Genomic DNA, 12976 nt, shown 5'->3' on the forward strand with positions numbered 1-12976 from the left:
AATCTTCAAATATTGCTGTTTTGAAGAAATTTAGGGCTGGTGATTTTTTAATAATAATCAGATTACTTTTACTTAATATTCAATCCGCTTTTAGTACCGATTTTTGCGGCATCATAATTTGAGTTAGCAAAGTTTGAGTTAGTTTATGAAACCGGTGTCGCTCTCGTCGCCGGTTTCTTGCATTTTAACTTTTGACTACCTTTGAAAACCAACCGAACCAAAAATGAAAAAGCTACTACTAATTACCGGCCTGTTTTTTGGCATTCAATTATCATTTGCTCAAAATTCGACATCCTTTAAAGTACACTCCCATAATGATTATCTTCAAGATGTACCTTTTTGGAAGGCCTTTTCGGCAGGGGCCAATTCCGTTGAAGCTGATTTGTTTTTGGTAAACGACTCCCTATTTGTAGCTCATACCGCTTCGGAAATTGAAGAACACCGTGATTTTGAGCGTCTCTACCTGCAACCAATTCAAAGGAATTTAGAATACGGTAAAGGATTCGACACTCCTTTTCAACTTTTGGTCGATATTAAATCCGAAGCCAAGCCGACTTTAGAAAAGTTGATTACCGTATTGAATAACTATCCCAAAATAACCAGCAACAAAAACATATCCATCGTTATTTCCGGAAATAGGCCCGAGCCAAAGGACTATGTGAACTATCCAGATTTTATTTGGTTCGATTATCAAAGTGTACAGCCCTTGGAGAACCAAAAGATAATGGACAAAATCGCATTGGTAAGCCTAAGCTTTAAACGAGTAACCGCTTGGAACGGAAAAGGCCGATTGACCAAAGGGGATTTGGAAAAAGTAACTTCGGTCATTGAAAAAGCTCATAAACTAGGGAAACCTTTTCGTTTTTGGGCCACTCCCGATTCCAAAACAGCTTGGAAAGCCTTGGCTCATTTAGGAGTTGACTACATTAATACAGATATGCCATTTGAATGTGTGGCCTACATATCAACTTTACCAGAAAGGGAATATCAAAATCAGGTTTTTTCCGAAGTTTACAAACCAACTTTTGCCTCCGATCAGAAAAAATCGAAGGTCAAAAATGTAATTCTACTGATAGGGGATGGTAACGGATTGACCCAAATCTCGGCAACCGCCTTAGCTAACAATGGGGAAACCACCTTGACCCAATTGAAAAGCATCGGTTTTTTAAAAACACAATCTGCTGACGACTTTACCACAGATTCCGCCGGGGCAGGCACGGCCTTGGCTACGGGCCACAAAGCTCCAAATAGGGCCATAGGAATGACGGCCAATGGAAAAGTGGAAAATATTACAGAGATACTTAACAAAGAAGGATTTGTATCCGGCCTTATTACCACTGATGAAATATCGGGTGCCACACCATCATCGTTTTACGCCCATCAAATAGATCGTTCCCTATCAGATGGCATTCGAAAAGATTTAGAAAAAAGCCATATAGCCGTTATTGCCAGCACAGATCGAAGCGAAAGTTTTAAAGATTCGAAGTATACTTTTGTTAAAACACCCGAAGAACTGGCTTCTTTAACTAATACTTACATAGGTTTTCTTATGGGGAAGGTTGATGATAAGGAAGAGAAGGAACTCGCAATTACAACGAAAAACATTTTAAAGTATCTTGAGAATACCAAAAACCCCTTTTTCTTGATGGTGGAAGGAGCGAAAATAGATTCCCATGGACATACCAATGAAATTGACGGGGTTATCAATGAAGGAATTGGTTTTGATCAAGCCATTGCCGAAACACTAAAATTCGCGGATCAGAACAAGAATACTTTGGTCGTCATTACGGCCGACCACGAAACTGGTGGACTCACCATTCCACAAGGAAAAATGGATGCGCATGAAATTGAGGGGGATTTTACCACCCATGACCATACGGGAGTAATGGTTCCTATCTTTGCCTATGGTCCGCAATCTCAATTATTTCAAGGAGTCTACGAGAACAATGAGGTTTTCCATAAGATTTTGGAAGCATTGAATGTAAAACAATAAGCCTTTTTCTTACTAATTATTTCCTCCTGTATAGAATCAAAATTCTGAGATTTCAAAACTGTTTTCTGTCCATTTTTACCCACATTTCCTTTAGTAAATTGAGTATCAGACTTCTAAAAAAACTTGTCTAACATTTAGATAACATTAGGTCTCAAAATCATACTTTTTGGTAAAATAAGTATGAACATTCCCTAACCTTATCCCTTCCCCCTTCTACTACTTTTGCCCCTTTCAAAATAAGCTATTTCGATAGAATTAGGCCTTTTAAAAACAAACTCACTTCTCAACTGAAACCAAAACAAATTAATAACCAATTAATCCACACTTATATGAAAAACGCAAAGTTATTATTGTTAATGTGCGGCCTACTTTTCGTCTCGGCGAGTTGGGCGCAGACTGTCGTTACCGGTACGGTAACTGACGATCAAAATATTCCCCTACCTGGTTCTTCTGTAGTGGAAAAAGGAACGACCAATGGAGTAACTACAGATTTTGACGGAAATTTTAGTATTGAGGTGGCAGATGATGCTACTTTAATCATTTCTTATTTGGGCTATGCCCCTCAAGAGGTCACTATTAACGGCCAGTCATCTATTTCAGTACAACTGTTACCAGATGCCACTCAGTTAGAAGATGTGGTAGTCGTGGGTTACGGTACACAGAAAAGATCTGATATTACCGGCGCAATATCATCGGTAAAAAGTGAAGATTTTAATCAAGGGGTCGTAACGAACCCAGGTGAACTTTTACAAGGTAAAATGGCAGGTGTTAACATTACATCGAATAGTGGTGAGCCCGGTGCTTCCCAAAATGTAATCATTAGAGGTATAGGAAGTTTAAGATCCGGTACACAACCTCTTTATGTGGTCGATGGATTTCTATTGGATAATTCCTCTTCCGGTTTTGCCACCAATCCATTGAATTTTTTGAATCCGAACGACATTGCAAGTATCGACGTATTAAAAGATGCCTCTGCTACGGCCGTTTACGGGTCTAGAGCATCAAATGGTGTAGTTGTTATTACCACAAAAAGAGGAAAGGCCGGAAAAACGGAGATGAATCTTTCATTATCTACTGCTGCTTCGTCGATGTCGAATACCATTGATGTTTTTTCAGCGGATGAGTTCCGTACTCAAGTTGCAGCAACTGGAGGTGCTTTAGAAGATTTTGGAGGCAATACAGATTGGCAAGATGAGCTATCACAAACCGGTATCTCAAAAAACCTTAATTTTTCAATGAGCGGTGCCAATAGCGAAAAATTTTCATACTTCGCTTCAGTTGGTTATCAAGACCAAGAAGGTATTCTTAAAAATAGTGATTTAGAGCGCTACTCGGGTAAATTGAATATGACCCAAAAGGCATTTAACGGTAGAGTTAGTATCGATTATAATCTGACCGCTACACATACGGAAAACCTTCGCCCTAGCATCAACTCTACTATTAGTGATATGCTGGGTTTAAATCCTACTGTTCCTACCTATACCAATGGAGAGCCTACACTATTGAATACAAACGCTCTTAACCCGATTACGAGGTATAACATTTACAGTGATGAAGCTGTAAACAATCGAATTTTGGCCAGTATTTCACCCTCCATAGAGATTGTGAAAGGCCTTACCTATAAGTTGAACTTTGGTGTGGATTATTCGGCTACCAATAGAGATAGACAGTACAAACCCTATACTTCCGTAGTAAACGAATCAGATATTTCAAATGGGGAAGTTATCGCTACAATCAATGAAAATTCAAATCAATTGACCGAAAACACCCTAACTTACAATTGGAGTCAAGATGTTCATAATCTAACTGTTTTGGCAGGTCACTCTTACCAAAAGTTCATGGATGAGACGCGACAATTCAGCTACCGTGGATTTGCGGATAATAACATTGAGCCGATTTATCAAGACCAATCAAGTTCTGATGAATATCCTACTTCGGTAAGCTCTTCTGCGGTTAAAAATGAGCTTCAATCCTATTTTGGCAGAGTTAATTATTCCTACAATGACAAGTATTTATTGACCGCTACTTTTCGTGCGGATGGCTCCTCTAAGTTCGGTGATAACAGAAAGTATGGTTACTTTCCTTCTTTTGCTTTGGGATGGAATATCAGCAATGAAAACTTCATGCAAGATTCATTCTTCGATAATTTGAAATTACGTGCTAGCTGGGGTCAAACGGGTAATCAAGAAATTCCTTCCAAAATTACTCAGGCAAGCTACTCTGAAGACCGTCTTATTTCGGGCGGACAAAGTTTAAACACGTATCCTATAGACACAGATGCCACATCCATTGACGGTTATCCCTATGGAATTGTATTTACAAGATTGGCCAACCCTGATCTTCAGTGGGAAGTTTCTACCCAATTAGGAGTAGGACTAGATTTCGCCATGTTCGATTATAGACTTTCCGGTACCTTGGATTATTTCAGCAAAACGTCTTCTAATATCTTATTGGAAGTTGTACCTGCCGATCCTGTAGAACCCACAGCCACCTATTGGGACAATATTGATGATATGAAAATCTTGAACAACGGTATCGAGTTGGCGCTAGATTACAACAGTGATGCCAGCCGTGATTTTTCCTATAATATCGGAGGTAACATCACATACATTCAAAACGAAGTAAAAGATTCTCCTTACTCTGTACTGACCACGGGAGCCGCTCAAGGCTCAGGTCAAACAGGAGCCACCATCAACGGATACATTAACGGTGAATCCATAGGCTCTTTCTATATGTTCGAATTTGAAGGTATTGGTGCAGATGGTCTAAATCTATTCAAGGATACCACTGGAGATGGTGCCATTTTAGATGATGACCGTACTGTTGTCGGAAGCGCAATTCCGAATTTCATATATGCGTATTACCTCAATTTTAAATATAAAAACTTCGATTTTGGCTTGAACTTCAATGGTGTTTCGGGTAACAAAGTGTACAACCACACTAAAATGTCTCTTTTCACCAAAGCACAGTTGTCCAGATCGGTCAATACCACTGACTTTGCCGTTCAATTCCCAAATGAATCGACCAGTAATAGCAATACTGTTTCCACCCGTTACCTAGAAGACGGTTCTTTTATGAGGTTAAATAACGCCACTTTAGCCTATAATCTTAAACCTGAGCAACTAGGGCTTGATGATGCTTTTCAAAATATCAGGTTTTCAATTACCGGCCAGAATTTATTTACCATCACAGATTATTCAGGATTTGACCCTGAAGTAAACACAGGTTCTACCTCAGGTGGAATACAGACCTTCGGGGTAGATTATTTCACTTATCCTAAGGCAAGAACCTTCATGGTGGGTCTAAACCTAACTTTCTAATTAGTGAAGATTCAAATAAAAACAGTCTCAAAAAAATATAAAATGAAAAATAAATTATTCAATAAAAACCTTTCATTGGTCATCTTCATATTGGCCTTCTTCGGATGTACCGATTTAGAAGAGGAAGTATTAGATGAGTCATTAACGGGTACAGGACAAGCAGAAGTTGTCAGTGGTTCCTTAGCACCGGTATACGGTAACCTACGCTACGTTTGGCAACATACCAAAAACTTTGGCCTGCAAGAGGTAGCTTCAGATGAGGGTATTCTTCCCTATCGCGGTGGGACCGATTGGTTCGATGGAGGTAAGTTCATAGCTGTTCACCAGCACTTAATGACCCCTAGTAACAGCCTCGTAGGTGACACTTGGAATTATATTACCGCAACCATTTCCCGGGCTGTAATCGCTATTGAAAGATTACGACCAGAGGCTGATGCCGGAGATAATAAGGCGCAAGATGCTATCTACGAAATGGTAGCCATGAAAGCGTATTTGAATTTGCTTGCCCTTGATAACTGGGGGCTCGTATTTAAAAAAGAGAGCTCTGAAGAGATTTCAGAAATTCTAAGGGCACAAGAAGCTATAGATTATATTGAAAGTGAACTGCTTTCAGTTGCAGAGCTTGTTTCGGATGATACCGACCCAGGAAGATTGAACAAAAATTCGGTCAAGGCGCTTTTAGCCAGATTGTACTTGAACGCTGCAGTTTACAGAGACCCTTATGGTTCACCCGATTTTCAACAGGCGGATATGGACAAGGTCATTCAATATACAAGTGATATAATCTCAGGTCCGTATGCCCTTTCAGAAGAGTATTTTGACCTATTCAGTGATGACAACCACAGCAATCCCGAACTTATTTTTGCGCTTGACCAAAGGGGAGTTCTTCAAACGGAGCACAGTCGTTGGGCCTATTGGTCTATGTCCGGTGATCAAGTTCCAAGACCAGAAGAACCAAGTTCTAGAGGTACCGATGCCGTTGCTGCCACCCCTGATTTTTATCAAACATGGGTTGACGCCTACGGAAGCGTAGATCCTGCAGAGGCCGATGCCAGGTTCTTCCAAGAAAATACAGTTATACCGGAAGAGTTAAAAGACTTAACTGGAGTTAACCCTACCAATGATGAGAACCATTTTTACTGTGTTGAAGCGGAACAGTTTCAAGTAGACAGAGGTATTCTTCGTGGTATTATTTGGGGGCCTAGAAAAGATGAAAGTGGCAACATTATGACGTGTGAAGATGGAGCGGTAAGAATTTATCCAGTCATTAACAGAAGAACCAGTGGTGCCGATATTCGATATGTAGACCACAACCTACAAGTAGACTTTACGGCCGAAGGTAGCTTACACAATACGGGGCATCGTTTTTCAAAGTACCAGTTTAGTAGTACCGCCACCAACTGTTGCCACTATAGCAGTGTAGATTTGGTATTAATTAGATTAGGTGAAATTTATTTGATGAGAGCTGAAGCCAAATTAAGAAACGGCGATACTGCCGGAGCTTTGGAAGATATCAATACTTTGAGAACCTCAAGGTCGGCAAGACCTGAACAGACTCCAGAGGCGTTGACAGAAATTGACCTTGACATCTTATTCCGTGAGTCTGGTTTTGAATTATACTGGGAAGGTTTCCGAAGAAATTATCAGATTCGTTTCGGAAAGTATGAGGACAGTTGGACAGAAAAAGACAACAACGATGTGAACAAAAGGTTATTCCCAATACCACAGCAAGCTATTGACGGAGCCTCTAGTGAGCAAGGCTTTCTAGTTCAAAACGCAGGATATTAACCCCCTAAAACTTAAGAATTTTAAACAAGGCAAGAAAAGTGTTTTTCTTGCCTTGTTTTTTAACGTATAATTCTAAATATCCTAATTCTATGAAAGTTCTTTATTCTCTATGTGTATTGGCATTTATTTCAATTTGCATTTTAATTCCAGATTACGAACAAATACAAAAAGAACCAAGGCTAAACGATATTCAAGTTATTGGCAGTCATAACAGTTATAAAATAGGTATTGGATCTCCTCTTTTAAATCTATTGGTGCAAAAAGACTCAAAACTTAGTAGTTTGCAATATGAGCATATTCCCTTGACCGATCAGTTAAACTTAGGTCTACGAAGTCTTGAACTTGATATTTTTTATGATCCGGAGGGCGGTTATTATTCAAATCCAAAAGGTCTTGAACTTGTGAAGCAGCAAGGTGTCAATCCTATGCCTTTTGATGAGGAAGAAAAACTTAAAAAACCGGGTCTCAAAGTTTTTCATGTTCAAGAGTTTGATTTTAGAAGTCATCAGCTAATTTTCACCGAAGCATTACAAGAATTAAAGAAGTGGTCGCTAGCTCATGAAAGGCATACACCAATTATTATTACCATAAATGCTAAAGATGCCGAAATTCCACAAACCCGAAAACCCATGCCATTTGATGCGGAAGCACTTAAAACCATTGATAAGGAAATTAAATCTGTTTTCGAAAACGACCGTTTAATCACTCCAGATTTGGTACGTGGAAATTATGCTAGTCTAGAAAATGCAATCTTGGAAAAGGGATGGCCCTATCTAAATGAAGTTAAAAACCGCTTTTTGTTTGTGCTGGATGAAGGTAACGAAAAGGCTGACGCCTACTTATCCAATTTCCCCCTTTTAAAAGGAGCGGTGCTTTTTTTGAATGAGGAAGAGGGTAAGCCCAATGCTGCTTTTCGAATAGTGAACGACCCAATTCAGAATTTTGAAAAAATCAAAGAATTGGTGACCAAAGGCTATATGGTGCGCACAAGGTCAGATGCTAATACCATTGAAGCTAGGAACAATGAATATACACGTTTTCAAAAAGCAAAGGCCTCTGGAGCTAATATCATTACAACGGATTATTATTTGCCGAGCAACTTATTCAAATCAGATTTTCAAGTTCGTTTTAAAGACGGTACTTTCGAGAGAATCAAACCATAAACTATGTTGAAAAACGGGCTCTACATTCTAATTTTCTTTCTAATACTTTCCTGTAAAAAAGAAAACCATCCCAATCAGGAAAATTTTAGGATTGCCTTTATTTCCGATGTTCATCTGCTCGACGTCAAGGGTACATTAGAAGATATTGCATACAGCGGCATAGACAACCCCAAAACGGGTGAGAAGGTCTTGATTAGAACCATGGAGGCCCAATTACATTCCACCAGACTTTTCAATGAAAATTATTTTGCATTCAAAGAAGCCCTTGATGATGTGGTTAAAAGGGGAATTAAATTGGTGGCGCTTCCCGGTGATTTTAGTGATGATGGCCAACCGATCAATGTAAAAGGGCTCAATAAGATTTTGAACGAGTACTCCCAAAAACATGGAATTTCCTTCTTCATTACTACAGGAAACCATGATCCTACCAGTCCGTTTGGGGAAGAGGCCGGCAAAAAAGACTTTATGGGCCCCCAAGGTCAGCGGCAACCCATTATGAGTGCGCAGGACCTTTATCATTCCATATCTGGAGAGCTTCCTGTACTTATAAGTAAAGACATTAAAGCAATGGGATACGAGGAAATCGTAAACGAACTATCCCAACATGGTTTTTTCCCTTTGGAAAGCTATACCTATTGGGAAACACCGTTTTCCAACTATTCCTATGATACCTATTCATTCTCTGAAGCCAAAAAGAATGCCTCACTTGAAAACAGAACCTATGAAATTACCGAAGGTTCTACCCCACAACCCGATGTAAGTTATTTGGTAGAGCCCGTTGAAGGCTTGTGGCTGGTGGCCATTGATGCCAATGTATATGTTCCCAAAGAAGACGGACTGCATTTTCACGGTGCCAGCATTGGCTATAATCAGGTCATTGAGTATAAAAAACATTTGATAGATTGGGTGGCACGCATTGTTCAGAAAGCCAAAAAGCATGATAAAGAAGTGGTAGCTTTCAGTCATTATCCCATGATTGATTTTAACGATGGCGCTTCTTCTACCATGAAAAAACTGTTTGGAGATAAGGCTTTGCAGGCCCATAGAATTCCAAAAAATGAAGTGGCCCAAATATTCGCCGATGCCGGACTACAAATACATTTTGGGGGACATATGCACATTAACGATTCCGGAATAATTACCACAAACAAAGGAAATACCCTTGCAAATATTCAAGTACCCTCCCTGGCGGCCTACCAACCGGCCTACAAAATTCTGGAGAAGAAAACGGGTCCCTATTGGGATGTGAAAACTGTTGTTCTTGACAAAGTGAAGAACTATGACGAGTTTTTTGAACTTTACGACCGGGAACATGATTATCTCACCCACTCAAAATCTCAAAACATTTGGAACAAGGAAGTTTTAAATGCTGAAGATTATCTCGATTTTACAGACTTTCACCTTCAAGAACTGGTAAGGCTGCGGTTTTTACCTTCGGATTGGCCAGAAAACCTAAAATCGCTGCTTTTAGAGAACTCGGGTATGGACTTGCTTGTACTTTCCCATTTAAAATCAGAAATCGCCACAGAAGCTTTCAAGACAACCGAGGCTTGGCAAACTGCCAGTAAAGAAGCACAAGAACAATTGTCTTCTTCCAACTTGTCTGAAAGTGATTTTACCAATTGGACAGGTCTTGACTGGATAACCGATTTTTACCGACTTAGAAGCGGAGATGAATTAGCCCAAAATACCATATCCGATAGCCGTATTAAAGCTTATCGACTCATTATTCAAAATCTTGCTCTAAACAAGGCAGATAGCTTAAAACAGCTAAAAAATTTCGGGCAAATATTTGAATATCAACTTCATTCGGAACCGTCCGGTAATTTTACCATAGACCTGCAAAAGAAAATGCTTATTCCACATCAAGTTGTAAACGATCAATCTATAAGTCCGAATGCTCTTGGCAACCACAATGATAATTCCGGGAAATAGGTAATAGCCATCAGTACTCCTACCATTACCAAAAGCAATGGCATTAGCGGCTTGATTACTTTGGTAACCGGCACCTTGGCAACGCCACTACCAACAAAGAGCAATGTTCCTACAGGTGGCGTACAAACACCGATACAAAGGTTGAGCACGATAATCATTCCAAATTGCACAGGATGCATGCCCAAAGCCATGGCCACTGGCAAGAAAATTGGTGTGAAAATCAACACAGCAGGAGTCATATCCATAAAGGTTCCCACAATCAACAATATCAGGTTGATCATTAAGAAAATAAAGATAGGATTGCTCACATTATCCAATAATGCCGATGTTAGCATTTGCGGAATTCCTTCAAAAGAAAATAACCACGACATGGCCATAGAAGTAGCAATCAAAAACATTACGATGGCCGTAGTTCGTGCACTTCTTAACAACAAAGGTTTAAAATGGCTCACCTTTAATTCCTTATTGATAAAGCCTAACAACATGGCGTAGACTACGGCAATTGCAGCGGCTTCCGTTGCAGTAAATACGCCTACTACGATTCCCCCAACAACAATAATCAATAGGGTAAGGCTTAAAAATGCTTTTCTAAAATCAGTAAACAACTGCTTAAAGCCTACTCTGGGCGCCCTTGGCAAGCCTTTTCTTTTGGCGTAGATAAATACCATTATCATAAGGGCTAGACCTACCAGAATACCAGGAATATAGCCTGCGATGAACAAAGCTGCTACTGAAGCGGTACCACCACTGGCCAATGCAAAAATGATCAATACGTTACTTGGTGGAATCAAGAGACCTGTTGTAGAAGAACTAATATTGACGGCCGCACTGAATTCCCTTGGGTAACCTTCGCTTTCCATTTTCTCCGTTAATGTACTACCTATCGCGGATGCCGCTGCCACCGCCGATCCGGAAATAGCACCAAAAAGCATGGCGGCGATAATGTTTACAAAGGCCAGACCACCGGGCAAACTACCAATCAGTGATTTGGCAAAATCGATAAGCCGTTTCGCGATGCCTCCGGTATTCATGATTTCACCGGCCAAAATAAAGAAGGGTATGGCCAGAAGCGCAAAATTATCAATACCCGTTGTCATTCTTTGGGCAGCGGTAGTGGTAGCCGGTAAATAGGCAATATTCAGAATTAAGGTAAGTGTGGTAGAAATACCAATGGAATAGGCTACAGGAACTCCGTAGGCCAACAAACCAATGAAACTTACAAAAAGAACGATAATACTAATAGTCTCTATGCTCATTTTAAAAGTTTAGTTTCTTAATATTATAATAAGAGAAAAATATAATGATCAATCCGGATACGGGAACGATGGCGTAGACAAATCCTAGTGGGACCTGCAAAGCTGAGGAGGTCTGACCTAAGGATAAAGTGATATAAACCAAATTACCACCGCCAATCACCATGATCACCAGGGCAAAGACCGCCATCATAATCTGAATAATCTTCTGTCTTTTGATCTTCTTCTCTTCGGGAAGCTTGGTCAATAAAAAATCCATGGACAAGTGACCATCTTTGCTTCCATTTATGTGTGCCGCCCCTAAAACGGTCAACCAAATAAGGGAAAATCTAGCGAACTCTTCCGTAAAGGAACTTGACTGCCCCACTACATAGCGCGAAACTACCTGCCACACTACATCAATTACCAATAACCCAAAGATGACGGCCAATAGGGCCTCAATAACTTTATTTAAAGTAGTATATATCTTATCCATTAGTTAGCATTTATCTTTTCAATGATAGGTCTTAACTGTGGGTCCTCGAGTAGCCTTTCCATTACCGGTCTGGATTTTTCAACAAAAGGCGTCTTATCGGGGTATATGAATTCAATCCCCTTTTCTTTCAGCATTTTCATGTTTTCATCTACAGTCTCCTTCCAATACTGTTTTTGTTTGGCAACACTTTCGTCTGCCGCTTCCTCTAGCCAAACTTTTTCTTCTTCGTTTAATGAATCCCAAAACTTGGTACCAATTATTACTACATCGGGTACCATGGTATGCTCATCAAAAATGTAATATTTACAGACTTCAAAATGGTTGGAGCTCACAAAAGAAGGAATGTTGTTCTCCGCACCATCTACCACATTTTGTTGCAATGCTGTATACAACTCTCCAAACGCCATAGGCGTTGCGGAGGCACCTAAGGTATTGGCCATATCCACGGACATCTGGTCGTTCTGCACCCTAAGTTTTAGTCCGTCTAAATCATCGGGAGAATTTACTGGAGCATCTTTCGTATAAAAACTTCTAGCCCCCGCATCATAAAAGCAAACCCCTCTGAGCAAGTATTCGGTTCCACTAGCTAAAAGTTGCTCGCCCACTTCACCTTCCAGATTCTTGAACAAATGGTCGCTATCACGGAACAAATAGGGAATTACCGTTATTTTGTATTCGGGTGCAAAATTCGAAAGTGCTGAAGCACTTACCTTGGTCATGGCAATACTCCCAATTTGCAACAACTCAATGGTTTCCCTCTCTGAGCCCAATTGTCCATCAGGAAAAATCTTAATTTGCAACTTGCCTCCCGATTTCTCGTTCAATGATTCCTGCATAGCCACAATACCTTTGTGAACCGGGTGGGATGTAGGCAAGGAATGAGCGAAAAACAGTATTTTTTCATCACTGTTGGAGGCGCAGGAAAGGTTGAAAAGTAACCATGTCCCTACGAAGATGATGCTTAAGATTTTCCGAAAAGACATCAATTTAAAAAAGTGTTTCATCCGTTTGTAGTTTCAAGTAGGTTTACCCTAATTAGGGAAATTGGT

The 12976-nt window shown here is 40.1% G+C and carries 8 protein-coding genes; 5 read left to right on the forward strand and 3 right to left on the reverse strand.

Translation table 11 applies throughout. The features are described 5' to 3' along the window. Positions 1 to 223 precede the first annotated feature (223 nt). The 5 genes from BIZ36_RS11210 to BIZ36_RS11230 all read left to right on the forward strand — a co-directional run bounded on the left by BIZ36_RS11210 (position 224) and on the right by BIZ36_RS11230 (position 10199). Positions 224 to 1993, forward strand: coding sequence for an alkaline phosphatase (locus BIZ36_RS11210; protein WP_187458001.1), 1770 nt, complete (start codon positions 224 to 226; stop codon positions 1991 to 1993). 329 nt (positions 1994 to 2322) lie between these two features. Further along, on the forward strand, positions 2323 to 5313 hold the full coding sequence (locus tag BIZ36_RS11215) for a SusC/RagA family TonB-linked outer membrane protein (protein WP_187458002.1): 2991 nt from the start codon (positions 2323 to 2325) through the stop codon (positions 5311 to 5313). A gap of 42 nt (positions 5314 to 5355) precedes the next feature. Continuing rightward, positions 5356 to 7101 carry a RagB/SusD family nutrient uptake outer membrane protein gene (locus BIZ36_RS11220; protein ID WP_187458003.1) on the forward strand — a complete coding sequence of 582 codons (1746 nt, stop codon included), beginning with the start codon at positions 5356 to 5358 and terminating at the stop codon, positions 7099 to 7101. Between the two features lie 89 nt (positions 7102 to 7190). Then, positions 7191 to 8264, forward strand: a complete 1074-nt coding sequence (locus BIZ36_RS11225; RefSeq protein WP_187458004.1) for a phosphatidylinositol-specific phospholipase C1-like protein — start codon at positions 7191 to 7193, stop codon at positions 8262 to 8264. A gap of 3 nt (positions 8265 to 8267) precedes the next feature. Further along, the gene (locus BIZ36_RS11230) at positions 8268 to 10199 is read left to right on the forward strand and encodes a metallophosphoesterase family protein (RefSeq protein ID WP_187458005.1); all 1932 of its coding nucleotides are present in this window, start codon (positions 8268 to 8270) and stop codon (positions 10197 to 10199) included. On the opposite strand, the gene BIZ36_RS11235 is transcribed toward BIZ36_RS11230, so the two are convergent. Genes BIZ36_RS11235 through BIZ36_RS11245 form a run of 3 tightly spaced genes read right to left on the reverse strand, consistent with a single transcriptional unit; the run spans position 10145 to position 12931 of the window. Next, the gene (locus tag BIZ36_RS11235; protein ID WP_502709165.1) at positions 10145 to 11449 is read right to left on the reverse strand and encodes a TRAP transporter large permease; all 1305 of its coding nucleotides are present in this window, start codon (positions 11447 to 11449) and stop codon (positions 10145 to 10147) included. The two genes, BIZ36_RS11230 and BIZ36_RS11235, sit on opposite strands and share 55 nt — an antisense overlap. 7 nt (positions 11450 to 11456) lie before the next feature. Then, positions 11457 to 11927: a TRAP transporter small permease gene (locus tag BIZ36_RS11240; RefSeq protein WP_187458007.1), complete on the reverse strand. Its 471-nt coding sequence runs from the start codon at positions 11925 to 11927 to the stop codon at positions 11457 to 11459. Next, on the reverse strand, positions 11927 to 12931 hold the full coding sequence (locus BIZ36_RS11245) for a TRAP transporter substrate-binding protein (protein WP_187458008.1): 1005 nt from the start codon (positions 12929 to 12931) through the stop codon (positions 11927 to 11929). The genes BIZ36_RS11240 and BIZ36_RS11245 overlap by 1 nt, the downstream gene beginning before the upstream one ends. Between the last annotated feature and the right edge of the window lie 45 nt (positions 12932 to 12976).

This window comes from Cytophaga sp. FL35 (genome assembly GCF_014349235.1).
Lineage (GTDB): Bacteria > Bacteroidota > Bacteroidia > Flavobacteriales > Flavobacteriaceae > Euzebyella.

Bases quoted from the DNA above. Each gene is read 5' to 3' on its own strand.
- BIZ36_RS11210 (WP_187458001.1), top strand. From the start codon at position 224: ATGAAAAAGCTACTACTAATTACCGGCCTGTTTTTTGGCATTCAATTA.
- BIZ36_RS11215 (WP_187458002.1), top strand. From the start codon at position 2,323: ATGAAAAACGCAAAGTTATTATTGTTAATGTGCGGCCTACTTTTCGTC.
- BIZ36_RS11220 (WP_187458003.1), top strand. From the start codon at position 5,356: ATGAAAAATAAATTATTCAATAAAAACCTTTCATTGGTCATCTTCATA.
- BIZ36_RS11225 (WP_187458004.1), top strand. From the start codon at position 7,191: ATGAAAGTTCTTTATTCTCTATGTGTATTGGCATTTATTTCAATTTGC.
- BIZ36_RS11230 (WP_187458005.1), top strand. From the start codon at position 8,268: ATGTTGAAAAACGGGCTCTACATTCTAATTTTCTTTCTAATACTTTCC.
- BIZ36_RS11240 (WP_187458007.1), bottom strand. From the start codon at position 11,927: ATGGATAAGATATATACTACTTTAAATAAAGTTATTGAGGCCCTATTG.
- BIZ36_RS11245 (WP_187458008.1), bottom strand. From the start codon at position 12,931: ATGAAACACTTTTTTAAATTGATGTCTTTTCGGAAAATCTTAAGCATC.